The 20,799-nt window shown below is 64.9% G+C and carries 20 protein-coding genes, 1 pseudogene and 1 riboswitch; of the genes and pseudogenes, 13 read left to right on the top strand and 8 right to left on the bottom strand.

Going from position 1 to position 20,799, the window contains the following annotated elements; all coding sequences use genetic code 11:
- Window positions 1-27 precede the first annotated feature (27 nt).
- Window positions 28-1,812 (bottom strand): MFS transporter AmpG, encoded by a 1,785-nt coding sequence (gene ampG, locus AT700_RS22830; protein ID WP_003094076.1) that lies wholly within the window; start codon window positions 1,810-1,812, stop codon window positions 28-30.
- A gap of 42 nt (window positions 1,813-1,854) precedes the next feature.
- Window positions 1,855-2,238: an MGMT family protein gene (locus AT700_RS22825; RefSeq protein WP_003112757.1), complete on the bottom strand. Its 384-nt coding sequence runs from the start codon at window positions 2,236-2,238 to the stop codon at window positions 1,855-1,857.
- Between AT700_RS22825 and AT700_RS22820 the strand changes: the two genes are divergently transcribed.
- Together AT700_RS22820 and AT700_RS22815 are read left to right on the top strand one after the other, a co-directional pair.
- Window positions 2,237-3,238 (top strand): DUF481 domain-containing protein, encoded by a 1,002-nt coding sequence (locus AT700_RS22820; RefSeq protein WP_003120893.1) that lies wholly within the window; start codon window positions 2,237-2,239, stop codon window positions 3,236-3,238. The two genes, AT700_RS22825 and AT700_RS22820, sit on opposite strands and share 2 nt — an antisense overlap.
- Window positions 3,239-3,352: 114 nt before the next feature.
- Entirely contained in the window at window positions 3,353-4,360 is a 1,008-nt protein-coding gene (locus AT700_RS22815; protein WP_003120892.1) for a DUF481 domain-containing protein, read from the top strand.
- Window positions 4,361-4,418: 58 nt separating this feature from the next.
- Here AT700_RS22815 and AT700_RS22810 read toward each other — a convergent pair whose 3' ends face one another.
- Window positions 4,419-5,177 carry an SDR family oxidoreductase gene (locus AT700_RS22810; RefSeq protein ID WP_003094072.1) on the bottom strand — a complete coding sequence of 253 codons (759 nt, stop codon included), beginning with the start codon at window positions 5,175-5,177 and terminating at the stop codon, window positions 4,419-4,421.
- A 108-nt stretch (window positions 5,178-5,285) separates the two neighbouring features.
- Between AT700_RS22810 and AT700_RS22805 the strand changes: the two genes are divergently transcribed.
- The 4 genes from AT700_RS22805 (at window position 5,286) to groL (ending at window position 8,740) form a co-directional block, all read left to right on the top strand.
- Window positions 5,286-6,020: a HugZ family protein gene (locus AT700_RS22805; protein ID WP_003112758.1), complete on the top strand. Its 735-nt coding sequence runs from the start codon at window positions 5,286-5,288 to the stop codon at window positions 6,018-6,020.
- A gap of 68 nt (window positions 6,021-6,088) precedes the next feature.
- Window positions 6,089-6,556, top strand: coding sequence for an FxsA family protein (locus AT700_RS22800; RefSeq protein WP_003094066.1), 468 nt, complete (start codon window positions 6,089-6,091; stop codon window positions 6,554-6,556).
- 196 nt (window positions 6,557-6,752) lie between these two features.
- Entirely contained in the window at window positions 6,753-7,046 is a 294-nt protein-coding gene (locus AT700_RS22795; protein WP_003094064.1) for a co-chaperone GroES, read from the top strand.
- A 50-nt stretch (window positions 7,047-7,096) separates the two neighbouring features.
- Window positions 7,097-8,740 (top strand): chaperonin GroEL, encoded by a 1,644-nt coding sequence (gene groL, locus AT700_RS22790; protein ID WP_003094059.1) that lies wholly within the window; start codon window positions 7,097-7,099, stop codon window positions 8,738-8,740.
- Between the two features lie 54 nt (window positions 8,741-8,794).
- Here the strand turns inward: groL and AT700_RS22785 are convergent, their stop codons facing one another.
- Window positions 8,795-9,481: a ParB-like protein gene (locus tag AT700_RS22785; RefSeq protein ID WP_003102671.1), complete on the bottom strand. Its 687-nt coding sequence runs from the start codon at window positions 9,479-9,481 to the stop codon at window positions 8,795-8,797.
- A gap of 101 nt (window positions 9,482-9,582) precedes the next feature.
- Window positions 9,583-9,645: riboswitch (Fluoride riboswitch) on the top strand.
- Between the two features lie 64 nt (window positions 9,646-9,709).
- On the opposite strand from AT700_RS22785, the pseudogene crcB reads away from it, so the two are divergent.
- Together crcB and AT700_RS22775 are read left to right on the top strand one after the other, a co-directional pair.
- Window positions 9,710-10,092, top strand: a pseudogene (crcB, locus tag AT700_RS22780) (fluoride efflux transporter CrcB).
- 19 nt (window positions 10,093-10,111) lie between these two features.
- Window positions 10,112-10,441, top strand: coding sequence for a DUF190 domain-containing protein (locus AT700_RS22775; RefSeq protein ID WP_017002386.1), 330 nt, complete (start codon window positions 10,112-10,114; stop codon window positions 10,439-10,441).
- Here the strand turns inward: AT700_RS22775 and AT700_RS22770 are convergent.
- A complete protein-coding gene (locus AT700_RS22770) occupies window positions 10,384-11,178 on the bottom strand; it encodes a phosphatase PAP2 family protein (RefSeq protein WP_003112760.1) in 795 nt (264 codons plus the stop codon). The genes AT700_RS22775 and AT700_RS22770 overlap by 58 nt on opposite strands.
- 216 nt (window positions 11,179-11,394) lie before the next feature.
- Here AT700_RS22770 and AT700_RS22765 point away from each other — a divergent pair, with 216 nt between their 5' ends.
- From AT700_RS22765 to AT700_RS22745, 5 genes are all read left to right on the top strand, one after another.
- Window positions 11,395-12,078, top strand: a complete 684-nt coding sequence (locus tag AT700_RS22765) for a response regulator transcription factor (protein ID WP_003094039.1) — start codon at window positions 11,395-11,397, stop codon at window positions 12,076-12,078.
- Window positions 12,068-13,348, top strand: a complete 1,281-nt coding sequence (locus AT700_RS22760) for a sensor histidine kinase (RefSeq protein WP_003094037.1) — start codon at window positions 12,068-12,070, stop codon at window positions 13,346-13,348. The genes AT700_RS22765 and AT700_RS22760 overlap by 11 nt, the downstream gene beginning before the upstream one ends.
- Window positions 13,349-13,427: 79 nt before the next feature.
- A complete protein-coding gene (locus tag AT700_RS22755; protein ID WP_003094031.1) occupies window positions 13,428-14,111 on the top strand; it encodes a class I SAM-dependent methyltransferase in 684 nt (227 codons plus the stop codon).
- A 2-nt stretch (window positions 14,112-14,113) separates the two neighbouring features.
- Window positions 14,114-14,818 (top strand): lipopolysaccharide kinase InaA family protein, encoded by a 705-nt coding sequence (locus AT700_RS22750; protein ID WP_003094029.1) that lies wholly within the window; start codon window positions 14,114-14,116, stop codon window positions 14,816-14,818.
- Entirely contained in the window at window positions 14,815-15,057 is a 243-nt protein-coding gene (locus AT700_RS22745) for a hypothetical protein (RefSeq protein WP_003102660.1), read from the top strand. Before AT700_RS22750 ends, AT700_RS22745 begins: the two co-directional genes overlap by 4 nt.
- Window positions 15,058-15,181: 124 nt before the next feature.
- On the opposite strand, the gene pncB is transcribed toward AT700_RS22745, so the two are convergent.
- The 3 genes from pncB to mexV form a co-directional block, all read right to left on the bottom strand.
- On the bottom strand, window positions 15,182-16,378 hold the full coding sequence (gene pncB, locus AT700_RS22740) for a nicotinate phosphoribosyltransferase (protein ID WP_048521631.1): 1,197 nt from the start codon (window positions 16,376-16,378) through the stop codon (window positions 15,182-15,184).
- 137 nt (window positions 16,379-16,515) lie between these two features.
- Window positions 16,516-19,572, bottom strand: coding sequence for a multidrug efflux RND transporter permease subunit MexW (gene mexW, locus AT700_RS22735; RefSeq protein WP_023116197.1), 3,057 nt, complete (start codon window positions 19,570-19,572; stop codon window positions 16,516-16,518).
- Between the two features lie 50 nt (window positions 19,573-19,622).
- Complete coding sequence (gene mexV / locus AT700_RS22730; protein WP_034029972.1) at window positions 19,623-20,753, bottom strand: multidrug efflux RND transporter periplasmic adaptor subunit MexV; 1,131 nt, start codon at window positions 20,751-20,753, stop codon at window positions 19,623-19,625.
- Window positions 20,754-20,799 lie beyond the last annotated feature (46 nt).

The raw sequence follows: 20,799 nt of genomic DNA, 5'->3' as shown, positions 1-20,799 counted from the left end.
CGAATGCCGGCCTTTTTCATTCTCGCCTCAGTGCTGCTCGGCGTTCTGGTGTCCCGGCGCCGGCGTCTCGCTGGACGGCGCGCGGCGCAGCCACAACCAGCCGATCAGCAGCAGGGTGGGAATGCCCATCACCGCGGTGACGTAGAAGAAGTGCTCGTAGCCGAGGCTCTCGACCATGGTTCCGGAGTAGCCGCCGATGAAGCGCGGCAGCAGGAGCATGGTCGAGCTGAGCATGGCGTACTGGGTGGCGGAGAACTTCAGGTTGGTCAGGCTCGACAGGTAGGCGACGAAGGCCGAGGCGGCGAGGCCGCCGCTGAAGTTGTCGAGGGTGATGGTCATCACCAGCATCAGCACGTGCGGCTCGAGCGCCATCACCAGGCTGATCACGTCATGGCTGGGCAGGGCCTCGGCGTGCAGCGGGCCGAGCTGGGCGAGCATGGCGAACAGCAGGTTGGTGGCAGCCGAAGCGGCACCGCCGATGAACAGGATGGAGAGGATGCTGAAGCGGGCGATCAGCACCCCGCCGGCGGCGGCGCCGATCAGGGTCATGAGTACGCCGAAGACCTTGCTGACACTGGCGATGACTTCCTTGGAGAAGCCCATGTCGATGTAGAAGACCCCGGCCATCACCCCCATCACCGTGTCCGACAGGCGATAGGTGGAGATCAGGCCGAGCAGCAGCAGGGCCTGCCAGCGATAGCGCTGGACGAACTCGGTGATCGGCGTCAGCACCGGGGCCATCAGCAGGCGTCCGGGTGCCGACAGGCAGGACGCGGCGATCAGCAGGAACAGCGTGCCGCGCGGCCAGGCGCCGGAGTAGTAGGCGCGGCACATGGCGGTGACGGTGACGAGGAGGATGATCAGCACCATCACCGAGACCGCCTGGTGGACGAAATCGAACAGCGGCACTTCCTTGCCGCGCGCCGCCACCAGCAGCGGCCTGCGCACGGTGGCGAGCAGTTCGCGGACCGGGCGGATCTGCTGGCGTCCCCACGGCGACAGGCAGATCCCCATGAGCAGCGCGTAGAGGCCGGCGCGCGGCCAGGCGCGGTCGAGGAGGGCGGTGATCATCGCCGGCAGCGAGATCAGCAGGATCAGCAGCAGGAGCACCGAGAGCAGTTGGTGGTTGAAGTCGAAACGCGACGGGTTGACGTGGATCGGCACGTCCACCGCCGGCTCGCGGATCAGCAGGCTGGTGACCAGCCCAGGCAGGATCAGCAGGGCGAACAACGCATAGGTCAGGCCCCAGGCCGACTGGCTGTAGTTGAGGCTGGTGGAGCCGAACCATTCGGCGAGAATCAGCGCGCCGGCGCTGGCCAGCAGGATCGCCGCGCGGTAGCCGGTCATGTAGCAGGCAGCGAGGGCGGCCTGGCGGCTATCCTCGGCGATTTCCAGGCGGTAGGCGTCGATCGCGATGTCCTGGGTGGCGGAGGCGAACGCCACCAGCAGGGCCAGGCCGATCAGCCAGGGCAGGTGGCTCTGCGGATTGCACAGGGCCATGCCGAGCAGTCCCAGGGCGATCAGCACCTGCGAGAACACCAGCCAGGAACGGCGCCGGCCGAGACGGCCGACGAAGGGCAGGCGCCACTGGTCGAGCATCGGCGACCAGACCCACTTGAAGGCGTACACCAGCCCCAGCCAACTGGCGAAACCGATGGTATCCCGCGCCACGCCGGCTTCGCGCAGCCACACCGACAGGGTGTTGAACACCAGCATGGTCGGCAGGCCGGCGGCGAAGCCGAGCAGCAGGAGGGCCAGGCTGGCGGGAGACTTGTAGGCGACCAGGGCCTCTCGCCAGGATTGCTGAGTCATGGGGTAACCGTTCCGCAAAAAATAACGCGCACTCTAACCGCTCTACTTCGCTGTAAGCCAGCCATGCCGACGTATGTCCACCCTGTCGTTGTGCAGGAGAACGCCTTCCTCGCGCAAGCGTGCGCGTTGTTCGCGACCGCCGGGACTGTCCGCCGGCAGGCTGATGCGACCGCCGGCGCCGAGAACCCGATGCCAGGGCAGGCGGGTATCCACCGGCAACTGGCTGAGCGTCCTGCCGACCCAGCGGGCGGCGCGGCCTAGGCCGGCCAGTTCGGCCAGTTGCCCGTAGCTGACCACCTGCCCCGGCGGCACCTGCGCCAGCACCAGGTACAGGGCCTCGCGGCGCGCCTGGGCACTTGCCGGGTCGCTGCCGGCCCATGCATGCTCATCGGTTTTCCCTTTCCTGTCCGCCTTGTGAACGCCCATGTCGCTCAGAGCCCTCTGTTCAATCGTCGTGATGCTCCTGGCCGGCCCCGCGCTGGCCGACACCGTATGGCTGGACAACGGCGACCGCCTGTCCGGCGAGATCGTGCTGATGGACGGCGGCAAGCTGGCGCTGAAGACCCGTTATGCCGGCCAGGTGCTGATCGATTGGAAGGATATCGACACCATCAGTTCCGACAAACCCCTGCTGATCAAGCAGCAGGGCGTATCCGGGCAGCGTAGCCGAACCCTGGAGGCGGCGGGCAAGGGCATGGTGCGGATCGTCGATGGCGGCAGCCATACCGTCCCGCTGGCCAGTATTCGCCAGATGGTGCCACCGCGACCGCTGGTGGAGGACCTGGTCTGGGAGGGCAATCTCGACGTCAAGCTGGACAGCAAGCGCAACGACAGCGACAAGGACGAATGGAAGCTCAAGGGCGATACCCGGCTTCGCCACGGTGCCTGGCGCCACGTGCTGGCGGGGGAAGTGGAGCGGGAAAAGAAGGACGGGCGCAAGGTCGAGGACAACTGGGAGCTGGACTACGACCTCGATCGCTTCTTCGACGAACACTGGTTCTGGCGCGGCAGCTATTCGCAGAAGCACGATGCGATCGACAACCTGGAGCGCCAGAGCGCGCTGGGAACCGGCCCCGGCTACCAGTTCTGGGACGACGAACTCGGGCGTTTCGACCTGGTCGCCGAGATCAGTCGCTGGCAACTGGAGTGGCGCGATCAGCCGCGCGAGGATTTCACCTCCTATTCGCTGGAGTGGGACTACAAGCGGCTGCTCGCCGGCACCCGGCTGGAGCTGTACAGCAAGGGAACCGTGCTGGTTCCCGGCATCGAGCGGATCGACTACCTGCTCGACAGCGAATACGGCCTGCGCTATCGCCTGAACAGTTGGGCGCGTCTTTCGTTCCTCTATGAACTGGACCAGTTGCGCACCGAGGGGGGCACCCAGTCCGACCGGCATTACCTGATCGGGGTCGGCGTCGGCTGGTGACGCGGCTCACCTTTCGGTCGATCCGGCTGAACTTTACCGCCCGTGCCCCGGTCCTTGCTCTGCCGCCCGGCATTTGGATAATGCCGGCCTCTTCGAACCCAACTCAGTTGATTTGTGCTCATGTTGTCGAGAATCCTGCTGTGCCTCGCTGCCCTTGCAAGTTCCACCTCTGCCCTTGCCGATACGGTCTGGATGAAGAACGGTGACCGCCTTACCGGCAAGATCACCCTGTTCGACGGCGGCAAGCTGCTGCTGAAGACCGACTATGGCGGCGACATCACGCTCAAGTGGGACAAGATCTCCACCTTCGAGAGCGAGCAGAACCTGCTGGTCAAGCAGGATGCCGAGACTGGCGAGCACTCCAAGGGCATCAAGGCCGCCGGGCCGGGCCAGGTGACCCTGGTCAACGGCGAGCCGAAGACCGTGGAGCTGGCCAGCATCCAGCAGATGATGCCGCCCAAGCCGATCCTCCAGGACTGGGTATGGAACGGCAACGTCGATTTCTCGCTGGACCGCAAGCAGGCCGAGAACGATGTGTCCGACTACGACATCGATTTCAAGACCAACGCCCGCCACGGACTCTGGCGCCACAACGTGCAGGGCGAGTACAACCGCGAGAAGAAGAACGGCCAGGTCAGCACCGACAATTATTCCGGCCAGTACGCGCTGGACCGCTTCATCGACGACCACTGGTTCTGGCAGGGCCAGGTCGCCTACAAGCGCGACATGATCGAGGACCTGGCGAAGAAGCGTACCGTCGGTACCGGCCCCGGCTACCAGTTCTGGGACAACGAGCTGGGCGCGTTCTCCATCGCCACCCTGGTCAACCGCAACGACTACGAGTTCGCCGATGGCGAGAAGGAGCACTTCTATTCGTCGAGCTTCAAGTGGGACTACAACCGCTACCTGCTGGCCAAGCAGTTCGAGCTGTTCACCAACGGCGAGGTCAGCAAGCCGCTGCAATCCGGCCTGGACTACGAGCTGCAGACCGAGGCGGGGATCCGCTACAAGCTGACCAGCTGGGCTTCGCTGAGCATGAAGGCGGAATGGGACAAGTTCAGCGGCAACGACGGCAACGTCAACCAGCGCCGCTATACCTTCGGCCTCGGGGTCGGCTGGTAAGCCGGCCTGCACGAAAAAGCCCCGCGATAGCGGGGCTTTTTCCTTGCGGGGCCGGGGCCTACAGGCGCAGGCCGCCGTCCAGTTCGAGAACGCGGCCGGTGTAGTAGTCGTTCTCGAAGATGTAGGCCACCGAGTGGGCGATCTCCACCGGCTTGCCCATACGCTTGAGGGGGATGCCGGCGGTCATCTTCTCCAGCGCCTCGGGTTTCATCCCGGCGGTCATCTCGGTCTCGATGAAGCCCGGCGCCACGCCGGCCACGCGGATGCCGTAGCGCGCCAGTTCCTTCGCCCAGACCACGGTATCCGCGGCCACCCCGGCCTTGGCTGCCGAGTAGTTGGCCTGGCCCATGTTGCCGGCGCGGGAGATCGAGGAAATGTTGACGATCGCGCCTTCGTTCTTCAGCTCGATCATCTTCGCCGCCACTTCGCGGGTGCAGAGGAACACACCGGTGAGGTTGACGTCGATCACCGATTGCCATTGGGCCAGGCTCATCTTGCTCAACTGGCCGTCCTTGACCTTGATGGTCAGGCCGTCGCGGAGGATGCCGGCGTTGTTGACCAGGCCGTTGATCGCGCCGAAGTCGCTGGCGACCTGGGCCACCATGTGGGTAACCTGTTCCTCGTCCGCCACGTTGCACACGTAGGCGCGAGCGTCGCCGCCGGCGGCCTTGCAGGCAGCGACGGCTTCGTCGAGACGTTCGCGGTTGAGATCGACCAGGGCCAGCCTGGCGCCCTTGCCGGCGAGATATTCGCCCATTGCTCGGCCGAGCCCCTGGCAGCCGCCGGTGATGATGATGACCTTGTCTTTCAATTGCATTGCTTGGAACCCCACGAGCAGTTTCTGGAAGCGGACCTTGCCGGCACCTGCGAACGTACTTTGATATGCCCGTCCGTTTACGACGGATTCTATGCAAGGAGTCATAAATTGAGCGTTGAAGCTGCAAAGAATGCCCGAGAATTGCTGCTCAAGGAATACCGTGCGGTCCTTTCCACCCACTCGAAGAAATGGCCGGGCTTTCCTTTCGGCTCGGTGGTTCCCTATTGCCTGGATGCCGAAGGCCGGCCGCTGATCCTGATCAGCCGGATCGCCCAGCACACCCACAACCTGCAGGCGGACCCGCGCTGCTCGATGCTGGTAGGCGAGCGCGGCGCCGAGGATATCCAGGCTGTCGGCCGCCTCACCCTGCTGGCCGAGGCGCGGCAATTGGCGGAGGAGGAGGTCGCCGCGGCGGCCGAGCGTTACTACCGCTATTTCCCCGAGTCCGCCGACTACCATCGGGTCCACGATTTCGACTTCTGGGTGCTGCAGCCGGTCCAGTGGCGTTTCATCGGCGGTTTCGGCGCGATCCACTGGCTGGCCGCCGAGCGCGTGCCGCTGGCCAATCCGTTCGCCGGAGAAGCCGAGCGCGGCATGGTCGAGCACATGAACAGCGACCACGCCGCCGCCATCGCCCACTATGTGGAACTGGCCGGACTGCCGGCGCATGCCGCGGCGCAGCTGGCGGGAATTGATACAGAAGGTTTCCACCTGCGCATCGGCCAGGGCCTGCACTGGCTGCCGTTCCCCGCCGCCTGCGGCAACCCCGGGGCCGTGCGCCAGGCGCTGGTGCAATTGGCCAGGGCCGAGCGCTGGCCTACCGTCGAGCCGGAGCAGGGTTGAATTCTTCCCCGGCTGGCGCCAACTACTGGTGGTACCGGGGGCAAACGGGCCCCGCCAAGGACTCTGAAATGCGCGCTTTCCTCTTTCTGCTGTTGCTCTTCCCGCTGGTCGAGCTGGCCGTCCTGATCAAGGTCGGCAGTGTCATCGGGGTCGGCTGGACCCTGTTCCTGATCGTCGCCAGCGCCTTCATCGGTGCTGCATTGTTGCGCGTGGCCGGCGTGGCCACCGCCTGGCGCGCCCGCGAACGACTGGCCCGTGGCGAACTGCCGGAGCAGGAAATGCTCGAAGGCCTGTTGATCGCCGTCGGCGGCGGCCTGCTGATGCTGCCGGGTTTCATCAGCGACATCTTCGGCATCCTCTGCCTGATTCCTTTCACCCGTCGCCTGATGCTCGGCGGCCTGCGCCGCCGCGTCGAACAGCAGGCGCTGCGCCGGCGCGCCTTCGCCGACGACCTGAACGCCCGCTACGGACAGGGTCCGTCGCGGCCGAACGTCATCGAGGGCGAGTACGAGCGCCGCGACGATTCGCGCAACTGAAAAAAAAATTTCACTGCATGCCCTTGAAATGGCTTGTGGCGACCTTATGTAACGGTCACCGCAAGGTCCCTGCCACAAGGGCAGGCTGTCTTACGCGGCTCGCGCGTCGAGTCGCAACCCGGCAACGCCGGCTTCAACAAAACCCGCCGGACTTCGATCCGGCCGTTGGAAACCACTGTTTGGGAGAGTTACGACTATGAAGCTTCGTCCTCTGCATGATCGCGTCGTTATCCGTCGCAGCGAGGAAGAGACCAAGACCGCAGGCGGCATCGTGCTGCCGGGTTCCGCCGCCGAGAAGCCGAACCGCGGTGAAGTGGTAGCCGTAGGTACCGGTCGTGTACTGGACAACGGCGAAGTGCGCGCTCTGGCAGTGAAGGTGGGCGACAAGGTGGTCTTCGGGCCTTACTCCGGCAGCAACGCCATCAAGGTCGATGGCGAGGAACTGCTGGTGATGGGCGAGTCCGAAATCCTCGCCGTCCTGGAAGACTGATCGGTCTCACCACTCCGTTTTCACCGAATTCGATTTAGAGGAAAGAGAACATGGCTGCCAAAGAAGTTAAGTTCGGCGATTCCGCTCGCAAGAAAATGCTGGTCGGCGTGAACGTGCTGGCCGATGCCGTCAAGGCCACCCTCGGCCCGAAAGGCCGCAACGTGGTTCTGGACAAGTCCTTCGGCGCTCCGACCATCACCAAGGACGGCGTTTCCGTCGCCAAGGAAATCGAGCTGAAAGACAAGTTCGAGAACATGGGCGCGCAACTGGTGAAAGACGTTGCCTCCAAGGCCAACGACGCTGCCGGTGACGGCACCACCACCGCGACCGTCCTGGCCCAGGCCATCGTCAACGAAGGCCTGAAGGCCGTTGCCGCCGGCATGAACCCGATGGACCTGAAGCGTGGCATCGACAAGGCCACCGTGGCTATCGTCGCCCAGCTGAAAGAGCTGGCCAAGCCCTGCGCCGACACCAAGGCCATCGCCCAGGTAGGCACCATCTCCGCCAACTCCGACGAGTCCATCGGCCAGATCATTGCCGAAGCCATGGAAAAAGTCGGTAAAGAAGGCGTGATCACCGTCGAGGAAGGCTCGGGCCTGGAAAACGAACTGTCCGTCGTCGAAGGCATGCAGTTCGATCGCGGCTACCTGTCCCCCTACTTCGTGAACAAGCCGGACACCATGGCTGCCGAGCTGGATAGCCCGCTGCTGCTGCTGGTCGACAAGAAGATCTCCAACATCCGCGAAATGCTGCCGGTGCTGGAAGCCGTCGCCAAGGCCGGCCGTCCGCTGCTGATCGTCGCCGAGGACGTCGAGGGCGAAGCCCTGGCCACCCTGGTGGTGAACAACATGCGTGGCATCGTCAAGGTCGCGGCTGTCAAGGCTCCGGGCTTCGGCGATCGCCGCAAGGCCATGCTGCAGGACATCGCCATCCTCACCGGCGGTACCGTGATCAGCGAAGAAGTCGGCCTGAGCCTGGAAGGCGCTACCCTGGAGCACCTGGGCAACGCCAAGCGCGTCGTGATCAACAAGGAAAACACCACCATCATCGATGGCGCCGGTGTGCAGGCTGATATCGAAGCCCGCGTCCTGCAGATCCGCAAGCAGATCGAGGAAACCACTTCCGACTACGACCGCGAGAAGCTGCAAGAGCGCCTGGCCAAGCTGGCCGGCGGTGTTGCCGTGATCAAGGTAGGCGCTGCCACCGAAGTCGAGATGAAAGAGAAGAAAGCCCGCGTCGAAGACGCCCTGCACGCTACCCGTGCAGCGGTGGAAGAGGGCGTGGTTCCCGGCGGCGGCGTAGCCCTGGTTCGTGCCCTGCAAGCCATCGAAGGCCTGAAGGGTGACAACGAGGAGCAGAACGTCGGTATCGCCCTGCTGCGTCGCGCCGTCGAATCGCCGCTGCGCCAGATCGTGGCCAACGCCGGCGACGAGCCGAGCGTAGTGGTCGACAAGGTCAAGCAGGGTTCCGGCAACTACGGCTTCAACGCTGCTACCGGCGTGTACGGCGACATGATCGAGATGGGCATCCTGGACCCGGCCAAGGTCACTCGTTCCGCTCTGCAGGCTGCGGCCTCCATCGGCGGTCTGATGATCACCACCGAAGCCATGGTTGCCGAGATCGTGGAAGACAAGCCGGCCATGGGCGGCATGCCTGACATGGGCGGCATGGGCGGCATGGGCGGCATGATGTAAGCCGACCGGCCCCTGTGGTTGGAAAAGCCCGCTTCGGCGGGGCTTTTTTATTCCTCAGTGCGGGCAGTCCTGGCGGTAGCCCGGCAGCTCCCTTGCCGCCGGTTCGCAGGCCAGGCGCAGTGCCTGCTTCAGGTCGTCGGGCAGAGTGGCGCGGCTGATCGGCCGCCAGTGCATGCGTTCGCCGAAATAGCGCGCCCAGTGGAATTCGATGAAATAGCTCTGCCGATCCTTGTCGAAGGCGTTCTCGTCCTCGGCGTAGCCGGCCAGGGCGCGGTAGGGATCGTCGCCAAGCCCGGCGAGAGCGTCCGGCAGGGCCTCGGGCGGGATCTCCGCGCCACGCGCATCGTGCAGCCAGACCCAGTGGTTTTCCTGCATCTTCTCCCAGAAGTCGCTGGCCTGGGGTAGCCGGCCGATCACCTTCACCGGCACGCCCTGTTTCGGGTCCAGGCGCCAGAGCGCGCTACTCAGGTGATGGCGATCGGTGAGGTAGAAGCGGCCGCCGGGGCCGATCACCACCGGAATCTCCTTCTTGCGCAAGTAGCGCTCGAGAGCCTTGGGCTTCTTCCCGGCGAGCTTGGCCTGGTCATCCTCGACCTGCAGCAGGCCGACATTCTGCTGGGTCGGGTGGAGGGCCGCGAGCGGCAGCTCGCACCAGCTACCGACAGAGGTTTGCGGCGAGCAATCCTCGGCCTGGGCGGTGGCGGACAGGAACAGGCAGCAAAGCAGCAGGACTGGGCGCATGGGGGCTCCGGCGAAGGAAGGGGGAAGGTTCCCTAGACTGGCACGCTTCGGGCGATCCGGCGTACTCCGGCCTTTGATAGGTGCCTCGCTTTGTGCCAATCTTGCCGACAGGAGATGGCATTCCTCCTTCAACCGCCCCTGGGGCTGATGATGCCTACGCATGAACCTGGAAAGGCGCGTAGGCGCTCGCCTGCCGCCTGTCCGAATCGCTCCTACAAGGACAGGACTATGTGGAAATCCATTCTCGCCATCGCCCTCGGCGCCGCCCTGGGGGCGTTGCTGCGCTGGTTCCTCGGGCTCAAGCTGAACAGCCTGCTGCCCAGCATTCCCCCGGCACGCTGCTGGCCAACCTGGTCGGCGGCTATGTCATCGGCGCGGCGATTGCCTATTTCGCCCAGGCGCCGGGCATCGCTCCGGAATGGCGGCTACTGATCATCACCGGGTTCTGCGGCGGCCTGACCACTTTCTCCACCTTTTCCGCCGAGGTCGTCAGCCTGCTTCAGGAGGGCCGCCTGGGCTGGGCCGCCGGGGCCATCGCGACGCACGTCAGCGGCTCGTTGCTGATGACCCTGCTGGGGTTGTTCTCGATGAACTGGATGCTGGGCAAATAGCGCAGCGGGAGGACCGACCATGCAAGGCTATCAACTGACCTTCATCACCCAGCAGGGGCGCCGCCACCAGGGCCAGCCGATCTGCGACTGGCTGCTGGAAGAGGCGCGCCGCCTGGGCGTGCGCGGTGCCACCGCGCTGGCTGCCAGCGAAGGCTTCGGCCAGAGCGGCCGGCTGCATTCGATGCACTTCTTCGAGCTGGCCGACCAGCCGCAGGAAATCCTCATGGCGGTCGATCCCGAGCAGGCAGAACGGCTGTTCGAGTCGATCCGCCAGGCCGGCGTGCGGCTGTTCTACATGAAGGTGCCCATCGAGTTCGGCGTGCTGGGAGCGGACGAATCGTCTTCCTGAACGCGGTTTTCGTCGGCGCCGCCGTTGCGCTGTCCCCGCGTCTCCGGTCGGTAGAGCATCAGGCGGTACAGGCCGAGGCAGATCAGCCAGTCGAACAGCATCGTCCACAGGTTGTGCGAGAGGAAGTGCGCACCTTGCAGCATGCGCGACAGCGATAGCAGACAGCCCATGGCGAAGGCGAAGGCCAGGGCGTAGCGCGCCAGCCTGGGCTTGCGGTCGCGCAGGGCGAAGAACAGCGCGAACAGGACGAATCCGGACGATGCGTGCCCGCCCGGCCAGCAGCGTCCGGGGTGCTCGGTCGGCGGCCGTGGGCTGAGCAGCGAACTATAGGTTTCCTCGCCGCCGAACTGCGCCAGGCTCCAGGGGCACTGCACGGCGGTGAGCGCCTTGAGCGGAGTGACTATGCTGGCTGCAAGGCTCATGGCGAGGAACACATAGGCCAGCGGCCTGCTCAGTGCGCGCCATGGCCGGTGGAACAGTCCGGCGATGGAGACCAGCAGGCCGAGGACGCTGATGGCGATCACCAGTTGCTTGACCCGGTCGTGCAGGATGTTCTCCAGGAACCAACTGTGCCGGCCGATGAAGCCGGCGCCCGGGTCGTACATCAGGTTGGCCAGGGCGAGGTCGAGGGTCACCGGCTCGAAGGCCAGCAGCAGTGCCGCCAGGCCCAGCGGCAGGGCGAGGAACAGCCAGGGGTTGAATGGACGGGAAGGGGAATGGACGGCGGCCTGGGTCATGCGATCTCCAACGCTGGCGTTGACGTTCTCTTGACTTCGACGCTGGTTAAATCCACCGCCGGGGTTCGTGCGCATCCGCAAAGCCGCTATGATCGGCGGCCATGGAAGACGCCATGCAGTCTCTGGTGGCGAGCGTAGAGCCGGTGTGAATCGCCGGTGAAGAATCCGTAAATGCGCGAGAGGCGCTCAATCGGTCTTCCTGCGAAGGAGTGGGACATGCGAATACTGGTGGTCGAAGACAACCGCGACATCCTGGCCAACCTGGCCGATTACCTGTCGCTCAAGGGCTATACCGTGGATTGCGCGCAGGACGGGCTGTCCGGCCTGCACCTGGCGGCCACCGAGCACTACGACCTGATCGTGCTCGACGTGATGCTGCCGGGAATCGACGGCTATGCCCTGTGCCGGCGCCTGCGCGAAGACGCACGGCGCGACACCCCGGTGATCATGCTCACCGCCCGCGACCAGTTGGACGATCGCCTGCAGGGGTTTCGTTCCGGAGCCGACGATTACCTGGTCAAGCCCTTCGCCCTTTCCGAACTTTCCGCACGCATCGAGGCGGTGCTGCGTCGCGCCCAGGGTGGCGGCCGCCGCGAGCTGAGCGTGGCCGATCTCAGCTATGACCTGGATACCCTGGAGGTCAAGCGCGCGGGCAAGTCGCTCAAGCTCAATCCGATCGGCCTAAAGCTGCTCGCCGTGCTGATGCAGAAGAGCCCCCATGTGGTGCGCCGGGATGCCCTGGAAGAAGCGGTCTGGGGCGACGACTGCCCGGACAGTGACAGCCTGCGCAGCCACGTCCATCAACTCCGTCAGGTGATCGACAAGCCATTCTCCGTGGCCTTGCTGCATACGGTGCATGGCGTCGGCTACCGCCTGGCGGAGGAGCCGAATGGAGTATAAGCAGAGCCTCGCCCGCCGGATCGTCATCGCCTTCATGCTGATGACGGTCGCCGTGGGGGGACTGTTCTCCGCCGGCATCGTCGGCGTGGTCCACATCATCGAGGAGCGCCTGATTTCCCGCGACCTGGGCGGCGAACTGGAGCGCATCCTGCGCGACGACCTGGCCCAGGGACGCAACCCGGTGCTCGATCCCGGCATGCGCTTCTTCATCAGCGACGGCCAGGGCTCCTACGCCATGCCGCCGGCGCTGGACCAACTGGATGTCGGTTTCCACGAAGTGTTCGAGGGCGACTTGTCGTTCCATGCGCTGGTGCGCGACATCGATGGTCGCCGCTTCGTCCTGCTGCAGGACCAGAGCGATTTCGAAGCGCGCGAGCAGGTGCTCTACGCCTCGGTGCTGACCGGCTACGTGCTGAGCATCGCCCTGGCCGGCCTGCTTGGCTGGATGCTCGCGCGCAAGGTGATGGAGCCGGTGGTGCGCCTGGCGCGCCAGGTGCGGCATCGCGAACAGTTGCTCGGTCTGGCGCCGCCGTTGGCGCCGGACTACGCCAACGACGAGGTCGGCGAGCTGGCCGCTTCCTTCGACGAGACCCTTGGCCGCCTGCGCGACGCGCTCAAGCGCGAGCAATTGTTCACCAGCGACGTCAGTCATGAGTTGCGTACGCCGTTGATGGTCATCGCCACCTCATGCGAACTGCTGGCCGAAGAACCCAGCCTCGGCCCGCGCGCCCGTGGCCAACTGGAGCGGATGACCAAGGCCACCGAGGAGATGCGCGACCTGGTGCAAACCTTCCTGTTGCTGGCGCGTGCGCAGAAGGGCGAGGAAAGCCTGGCGCCCCACGGTAGCCTGGAGAGCATCGCCGACGACCTGGTCCAGGTCTGGCGCGAACAGGTCGAGGCGCGAGGACTGACCCTGCACTACCGCAACGAAGGTGCCTGCGCCGGCCAGTTCAACGCGCCACTGCTGCGCGCGGTGATGGGCAACCTGTTGCGCAACGCGACCCACTACACCGATGCCGGGAGCATCACGCTGACCCTCGACGAGCATGGTTTCAGCGTCGAGGACACCGGGGCGGGCGTCCCGGAAGAACAACGCGAACGCATTTTCATGCCCTTCGTTCGCGGCAGTTCCAGCTCCGGGCGCGGCGAAGGCCTTGGCCTCGGGCTCTCGCTGGTGAAGCGGATCTGCGCCGCCGAGGGCTGGAGCGTAACCCTCAGCGCGGTGGAGCCGCATGGCTGCCGGTTCGAAGTTTTACTCGATGTTGCTTGACGAAAAATTCACCACCCCTTGACCCGAGCTTGACGGCTGGATTCATACCGTTCGTCTCATGAATCCTGGAGTTCCCGTCATGAACAATCCGCCTGTCGACCTCGACTTTTCTCACAAGTATGATCGCGAGCATGCTGAGGCCTACCTGAAGAAGCATCAGGACGGCCTCGCCCGGAAACTTTCCCACCGGCGCGACGTCCAACTCGCCCGGCACGCGCTGAAGCTCGCGGGGCAGCCCAACCTGGTGCTCGACCTGCCCTGCGGCGCCGGACGCTTCTGGCCGCTGCTGGCGGAAAAGGACAACCGGGTGATCATCGGCGCCGACAATTCCGCGGACATGCTGGCGGTCGCCTGCGCCGGCCAGCCGGACGGTGTGGTGAAACGGGTACGGCCCTTGCAGACTTCCGCTTTCGCCATCGACCTGCCGGACAGCTCGGTGGACAATATCTTCTGCATGCGGCTGCTCCACCACATCGGCGAGGCGGACGATCGACGCGTCCTGCTCCGCGAGTTTCACCGGGTCACGCGGGACAGCGTGATCCTTTCCCTCTGGGTCGATGGCAATTTCAAGGCCTGGAAGCGTAGGCGCATGGAGGCACGGCGGGTAGCGAACGGGGAACAGACCGGCTACCAGAACCGCTTCGTATTACCAGCCGAAACGGTCGAGCGCGAGTTCCGCGACGCCGGCTTCGTCGTCCAGAAGCATCTCGATTTCATCCCGCTGTATCACATGTGGCGGGTCTATATCTTGCGAAAGGAATAACGATGGCTCCCGATCTGGCATCCCTGCAACGTATCTCCGGCGACTCCGCCATCGACCAGTGGTTGCAGGTACCCGGCAGCTGGGTCGAGGAGCCCAACGAGCGCCGTGGCGGGGCCAGCGGCGTGCAGCGGGTGTACACCGGCGATGGACGGCTGCTCTATCGCAAGCAGCAGACCGGCCACGTCTACCGCGACTGGCAGCGCCCTTTCGGCTATCCCACCGCCATGCGCGAGCGCGATGCGCTACGGGCCTTCGAGTCGCTCGGTATACGCGTGCCGCGCCTGGTCTATTCCGGCTGCCGCAAGGTCGACGGGCAATGGCAGGCGCTGCTGGTGACCGAAGCCCTGGAGGGTTTCTCCAGCCTCGACGAGTGCTATGCGCGCGGTGACCAGGACCGCTGGGGCGAAGCGAAGCACCAAAGAATTCTGCAACAAATCGGCGCTACCATTGCCCGGATGAATCTCGCCCACTGGCAGCACGGTTGTCTCTATCCGAAGCACATCTTCGTCCGCGTCGAGGGTGAGGCCATCGAAGTAGCGCTGATCGACCTGGAGAAGAGCCGCCGCCGCCTTACGGTGAACAAGGCGTCCCAGCACGACCTGAAGCAGTTGAAGCGCCGTTCGTCGTGGACTGGCGCGCAGTGGCAAGCCTTCATCTATGGTTACCAGACGGCGTTTGGCAGCGCCATCAAAGGGTTGCAGACATGAAATTAGAAATCACTCGAGGTTTGTTGCTGGTCGGCGCTCTCGCCGTGGCTACAGCCGCGGCTGCCGCCTGGCACGAACCCGCGCCGAACGTGGTGCAGATGAGCGGCGGTCATGAGTACTGCCCGACGCCTTCGGCGCTCAAGGCCGAGCGGCCGACGCGCCAGGAGGTCCAGCCGAACAAGGACATCCTGCTGCTGATGTTCGGTCTTTCCCAGGGGGGAGCCAGCCTGTCGCGCTGAGTCTCCTTGTCGAAAAAGCCCCGCCTTGGCGGGGCTTTTTCATGGGCGATGAGATCGTCGGAGGCATGGGCCGAATAAGGACCAGGCCTCATGCGCCACCTTGCCGCGGCGCGCCAGGCTTGCCCTAGGCGACCTGGAACACGTGCTTGAGGTAGTGGATGAAGTCAGGGTCCTGGCATTGCGCCTTGCCGGGCGTATCGGAGATCTTCGCCACCGGATGGCCGTTGCAGGCGCTCATCTTCACCACGATGTTCATCGGCTCGACGCCCGGCAGGTCGCAGGTGAAATGCGTGCCTATGCCGAAGCTGACGTTGATCCGGCCCTGCAGCGCGCGATAGATCTTCAGGGCCCGTGGCAGGTCGAGGCCGTCGGAGAACACCAGGGTCTTGGTCAGCGGGTCGATGCCCAGCTTGAGGTAGTGGGCGATGGTCTTTTCCGCCCACAGCAATGGGTCGCCCGAGTCGTGGCGGAGGCCGTCGAAGAGCTTGGCGAAATAGAGGTCGAAGTCGCGCAGGAAGGCATCGGTGGTGATGCAGTCGGTCAGCGCGATGCCGAGCAGCCCACGGTATTCGCGGACCCAGCAGTCCAACGCGGCACTCTGGCTGTCGATCAGGCGCGGACCGAGCTGCTGGTGGGCCATCAGCCATTCGTGGGCCATGGTGCCGAGGGGCTTGAGGTCGAGCTTGCGTGCCAGGTGGACGTTGCTGGTGCCGACGAAGCAGCCCGGAAAGTCCTCCTTCAGACCGCTCACCACCGCCTCGTGGACCCGATAGGAGAAGCGGCGGCGGGTACCGAAGTCGGCCATCTTGAAGCCGGCCAGTTCCTCGGCGCTGGCCTCCCGGCGCAGCCAATCGAACTTTTCCTGCAGGCGTTCGCGCGCCTGCTCGACGGTGGCGGCCGGGTAGCGGGCGCGGTTGCGCACCTCGCTGATCATCGCCAGCAGCGGCACTTCGAAGAGGATCACGTGCAGCCAGGGACCTTTCAGGCGCAGGAAGAATTCGTCGTTCTCGATGCCGGTCTGCACGTAGCGCGGGTTGAAGCGGAACAACCCGAGGAAGCGGATGAAGTCCGGCGCCAGGAAGGGAATCCGTTCGAGGAAGGCCAGTTGCTCGTCGCTGATCGCCAGGCCCGCCAGGTATTCCAGCTGTTCGCGGATGGCCGGCAGGTACAGGCGCAGGTCTTCCTGGTTGCGGCAGCGGAACTCCCACTCCACCTCGGCGTTGGGATAGTTGTGCAGCACCGCCTGCATCATGGTCAGCTTGTAGAAGTCGGTATCCAGCAGGTTCTGCACGATACGTTCGGAAAAAGCGCTCTCGGCCATGCTCGTCTCACCACTGCGTTTCAGCGGGCAGTCTACTGGAGGCGGCTGCCGGCGGACATAGGATCGCGCCCGGAGGGCTGTGGGATGGGGCGACAGCGCCGGCGGACAGCGCTGTTGTCGCTGTCCGCCGTTTCCGATCAGTGTGCGTTGGCCGCTTGCGTCACGCCTGGCGGGGCATCCGGCCTGGCCACCAGGGTGTAGATGCACGGCAGGACGAACAGGGTGAAGAGGGTGCCCACCGACATGCCGGTCGCGATCACGATGCCGATGTCGAAGCGACTGACCGCCCCGGCGCCGGTGGCGAGGATCAGCGGGATCACCCCGAGCACCATCGCCGCGGTGGTCATCAGTACTGGCCGCAGGCGGATCGCGGCGGCCTGCTCGATGGCCTCGCGACGCCCCAGCCCCTGTTCGTGGCGCAACTGGTTGGCGAACTCGACGATCAGGATGCCGTGTTTGCTGATCAGGCCGATCAGTGTCACCAGGCCGACCTGGGTATAGATGTTCAGGCTCGACACGCCGAGGAACAGCGGTATCAGCGCACCGCAGATCGACAGCGGCACGGTGACCATGATCACCAGCGGATCGCGGAAGCTTTCGAACTGTGCGGCGAGGACCAGGAAGATGATCGCCAGGGCCAGTCCGAAGGTGACCAGCAATGCGCTGCCTTCCTGCACGTATTGCCGGGAAGCGCCGGCGTAGTCGACGGCGAAGCCACGCGGGGCTTCCTCGCGGGCGATCTGCTGAACCGTCTCGATGGCCTCGCCCATGCTGACGATGGGGAAGCCGGAGATGATCGCCGAGTTGAGCTGCTGGAACTGGTTCAGTTGCCGTGGCCGTGCCCGTTCGTGGGTCTCGATCAGGGTCGAGAGGGCGACCAGTTGGCCGTTGCGGCTCTTCACGTAGTAGCTGCCGAGCCAGCCGGGATTGTCGCGATAGGGGCGTTCGACCTGGGCGATGACCTTGTAGCTGCGCCCGTCGATGGTGAAGCGGTTGATCTCGCCCTCGCCGAGCAGGCTGGCCAGCGCCACCCCCAGGTCCTGCATGGAGACGCCCATCTGCGCGGCCTTCTCGCGGTCGATGTCGACCACCAGCTCGGGTTTGTCGAACGCCAGGTCGAGATCGAGGAAGGCGAACTTGCCGGACTCGCTGGCGCGCTGCTTCACCCGTTGCGCCACTTGCAGCAGCGACTCGTAGTCGTTGGCGGTGTTGAGCACGAACTGGAATGGCAGGCCCTCGCCGGTGCCCGGTAGCGACGGCAGGTTGAAGGCGAAGATCTGCACGCCGGGAATCTCGTTGAGCTTCGCCTGCACCACATGGAGCAATTCCATCTGGCTCTTTTCGCGTTCGTCCCAGGGCTTGAGCAGCATGCCGCCGATGCCGGCCTGGACGCCGTTGTAGCCGTTGATCTGGAACGCCGAGTAATACTCCGGGAAGCTGCGGAAGATGCCTTCGAACTCGGCGGTGTAGCGATTCAGGTAGTCGAGGTTGGCGGTTTGCGGCGAGTTGGTCATGAGGAACACGATGCCCTGGTCCTCTTCCGGCGCCAGCTCCTTCTTGGTGAACATCAGCAGCACCGGGATCAGCGCCAGTACCAGCACGGCGAACACCAGGACCACCGGACGGGTGTCCAGGGTGCCGTGGAGGGCGCGCTGGTAGCGTTGCTTCAGGCCCTCGAAGATCAGGTCGAGGCGATGCGCCAGGCCCGAGGGATTCTCCTCGTGGCGCAACAGGCGCGAGCACATCATCGGCGACAGGGTCAGGGCGACGATCCCGGAAATGATCACCGCGCCGGCCAGGGTGAAGGCGAACTCCTTGAACAGGGCGCCGGTGAGGCCGGTGAGGAAGCCGATCGGCGCGTAGACCGCGGCGAGGGTGATGGTCATGCTGACCACCGGTACGGCGATCTCCCGCGCGCCCTCCAGGGCAGCCTCGAAGGGCGGCTTGCCCTCCTCGATGTGGCGGTGGATGTTTTCCACCACCACGATCGCGTCGTCCACCACCAGGCCGATGGCCAGGACCATCGCCAGCAGGGTCAGCAGGTTGATCGAGTAGCCCATGGCCTGCATGAAGAACAATACGCCGATCATCGACAGCGGAATGGTCACCACCGGGATCAGTACCGAACGGAACGCGCCGAGGAACAGGAACACCACCACGATGACGATCAGCACCGCCTCGCCGAGGGTCTTCACCACTTCATCGATGGAGGCCTGAATGAAGCGCGTGGCGTCGTAGGCGATGGACACCTTGAGGTTGGGCGGCAATTGCTCTTCCAGTTCGGGCATCTTCGCCCGCACTTCCTTGATCACGTCCAGCGGGTTGGCGCTGGGCGTGCCCTTGATGCCGATGTAGACCGAGGGAATCCCATTGAACGAACTGATCGCGTCGTAGCTGGCGGCGCCCAGTTCGACCCGTGCGACATCACCCATCAGCACCCGGCGGTCGCCGTCGGTCTTCACCGGGATGGCGGCGAAGGCCTGGGGCGACTTGAGGTCGGTGGAAGCATTGACGCTGGTGACCACCAACTGGCCCTTCACCTCGCCGGCGGCGGCGAGGAAGTTGTACTGCTGCACCGCCTGGTTGATCTCGCCGGCGGTGACGCCGAACGCGGCCATCTTCACCGGGTCCAGCCACAGGCGCATGGCGAACACCTGGTTGCCGAGGATCTCCGCCTCGGCGATACCGGGCAGGGTCGCCAGCTTGGGCTGGATCACCCGCGACAGGTAGTCGGTGATCTGCGGGTTGTTCATCTGCTCGCTGTAGAAGCTGATGTACATCAGCGCCGAGGCGTCCGCGGCCTCCTTCTGCAGCACCGGGTCCTCGGCGTCCGGCGGCAGCTGGCTCTTCACTTCGTTGGACTTGGCCAGCAGCTCGGTGACCAGGCGATCGGTATTGGCGCCGATCCGCGCGTAGATGGAGATGGTCGAATAGTTCTGCCGGCTCACCGAGGTCATGTAGTCGATGCCTTCGGCGCTGGCCAGGCTCTGCTGCAGCGGCTGGGTGATGTAGCCCTGGATGGTTTCCGCGTTGGCGCCGGCGTAGAGCGTGGTCACCGTGATCAGCGCGTTCTCCATTTGCGGATACTCGCGGATCACCAGCTTGCTGAAGGCCTGCATGCCGAGCAGGACGATCAGCAGGCTGACCACGCTCGCCAGGACCGGACGACGGATGAACGGATCGGTAAAAGCCATGTTTCAGTCCCTTGGCAAGCCTTCCGCCACGGAGTGGGAAGGCGCGCGACTCAGTGCTCTTGCTGGAGGTCCCGCTCGGCGACGATGGCCACCGCGGCGCCGTTGTCGAGCTTCAGTTGCCCGGAAGTCACTACCTGCTCGCCGCCCTCCAGGCCTTCGAGCACCACCGCCAGGCCTTCGCGGCGTTCGCCGATCCTGACGAAGCGGCGCTCGACGACCCGTTGCGGCTGGCCCTTGTCATCCTTCGACACCTGGCCCTGCTCGTCCTTCTTCTGCCCGACGACGTAGATCGAGTCGCCGTAGAGGGTGAAGGTGATCGCCGTCTCCGGCACCACGACGCGTTGTTCCTCGCCAGGCAACATCACCTCGAGGTTGGCGAACATGCCCGGCAGCAGCTTGCCGTCCGGGTTCTCCAGGGTAGCGCGGACCTGCAGGTTGCGGGTCTCGTTGTCGACCTTGGGGTTGATGGCGGCGATCTCGGCGTCGAACACCTGGCCGGGGTAGGCGGCGACCCGGACCTTCACCAGCTGGCCGCGGCTGAGCAGGGGGAAGTCCTGCTCGGGCAGGTGGAAATCCAGGAGCAGGGTGGAAAGGTCCTGCAAGGTGGCGATCGGCGTCCCGGGCGAGACGTAGTCGCCGACGTCCACCTGGCGGATGCCGATGGTCCCGGCGAAGGGCGCGAGCACGCGCTTCTTCGCCAGCGCCGCCTTCAGCTCGGCGACGGTGGCGCTGGTCTTGGCCCACTGCGCGGCGAGACGATCGAATTCGCTTTTCGAGATGGCCTTGCTGCCGATCAGTTCGCGGCCGCGCTGGTACTCGGCCCTGGCCAGGCCGAGATCGGCCTCGGCAGTGCGCAGGGTGGCTTCCTCGACGTCGCTTTCCAACTGGATCAGCGGTTGGTCCAGCTTCACCTGGTCGCCGGAAAGGAACAGTACGTCGCGTACCGTGCCGGAGACTTCGGCGGTGAGGGTCACGCCCTGGAATGCCTTGAGGCTGCCGATGGCTGGCAGGCGGCTCTGCCAGGGACGCTTTTCGGCCAGGCTGGCGGTCACGCTGATCGGCGGTTTCGGTGCGCTGAAAAGGGCGATCTGCTGACGGATGGAGTAGACCTTGTAGCCGGCGAGAATCGCCACCACTGCGATCACCGCGGCGAGCATGATCAACATGCGGCGGAGCAACATAATCCTGGTCCCTGGTATGCCGAGAGCGCCCCGTTTCGGGGCGAAT

This window comes from Pseudomonas aeruginosa (assembly GCF_001457615.1).
GTDB classification, from domain to species: domain Bacteria; phylum Pseudomonadota; class Gammaproteobacteria; order Pseudomonadales; family Pseudomonadaceae; genus Pseudomonas; species Pseudomonas aeruginosa.
Note: the sequence above shows the minus strand (reverse complement) of the source record. Positions and strands in the feature narration are given on the sequence as shown.

What these genes read in the sequence shown, in the direction of transcription:
- ampG (WP_003094076.1), bottom strand. Translation starts at nt 1,812, where the DNA reads ATGACTCAGCAATCCTGGCGAGAGGCCCTGGTCGCCTACAAGTCTCCC.
- AT700_RS22820 (WP_003120893.1), top strand. Translation starts at nt 2,237, where the DNA reads ATGTCGCTCAGAGCCCTCTGTTCAATCGTCGTGATGCTCCTGGCCGGC.
- AT700_RS22825 (WP_003112757.1), bottom strand. Translation starts at nt 2,238, where the DNA reads ATGGGCGTTCACAAGGCGGACAGGAAAGGGAAAACCGATGAGCATGCA.
- AT700_RS22810 (WP_003094072.1), bottom strand. Translation starts at nt 5,177, where the DNA reads ATGCAATTGAAAGACAAGGTCATCATCATCACCGGCGGCTGCCAGGGG.
- AT700_RS22800 (WP_003094066.1), top strand. Translation starts at nt 6,089, where the DNA reads ATGCGCGCTTTCCTCTTTCTGCTGTTGCTCTTCCCGCTGGTCGAGCTG.
- AT700_RS22795 (WP_003094064.1), top strand. Translation starts at nt 6,753, where the DNA reads ATGAAGCTTCGTCCTCTGCATGATCGCGTCGTTATCCGTCGCAGCGAG.
- groL (WP_003094059.1), top strand. Translation starts at nt 7,097, where the DNA reads ATGGCTGCCAAAGAAGTTAAGTTCGGCGATTCCGCTCGCAAGAAAATG.
- AT700_RS22785 (WP_003102671.1), bottom strand. Translation starts at nt 9,481, where the DNA reads ATGCGCCCAGTCCTGCTGCTTTGCTGCCTGTTCCTGTCCGCCACCGCC.
- AT700_RS22775 (WP_017002386.1), top strand. Translation starts at nt 10,112, where the DNA reads ATGCAAGGCTATCAACTGACCTTCATCACCCAGCAGGGGCGCCGCCAC.
- AT700_RS22770 (WP_003112760.1), bottom strand. Translation starts at nt 11,178, where the DNA reads ATGACCCAGGCCGCCGTCCATTCCCCTTCCCGTCCATTCAACCCCTGG.
- AT700_RS22765 (WP_003094039.1), top strand. Translation starts at nt 11,395, where the DNA reads ATGCGAATACTGGTGGTCGAAGACAACCGCGACATCCTGGCCAACCTG.
- AT700_RS22760 (WP_003094037.1), top strand. Translation starts at nt 12,068, where the DNA reads ATGGAGTATAAGCAGAGCCTCGCCCGCCGGATCGTCATCGCCTTCATG.
- AT700_RS22755 (WP_003094031.1), top strand. Translation starts at nt 13,428, where the DNA reads ATGAACAATCCGCCTGTCGACCTCGACTTTTCTCACAAGTATGATCGC.
- AT700_RS22750 (WP_003094029.1), top strand. Translation starts at nt 14,114, where the DNA reads ATGGCTCCCGATCTGGCATCCCTGCAACGTATCTCCGGCGACTCCGCC.
- AT700_RS22745 (WP_003102660.1), top strand. Translation starts at nt 14,815, where the DNA reads ATGAAATTAGAAATCACTCGAGGTTTGTTGCTGGTCGGCGCTCTCGCC.
- pncB (WP_048521631.1), bottom strand. Translation starts at nt 16,378, where the DNA reads ATGGCCGAGAGCGCTTTTTCCGAACGTATCGTGCAGAACCTGCTGGAT.
- mexW (WP_023116197.1), bottom strand. Translation starts at nt 19,572, where the DNA reads ATGGCTTTTACCGATCCGTTCATCCGTCGTCCGGTCCTGGCGAGCGTG.
- mexV (WP_034029972.1), bottom strand. Translation starts at nt 20,753, where the DNA reads ATGTTGCTCCGCCGCATGTTGATCATGCTCGCCGCGGTGATCGCAGTG.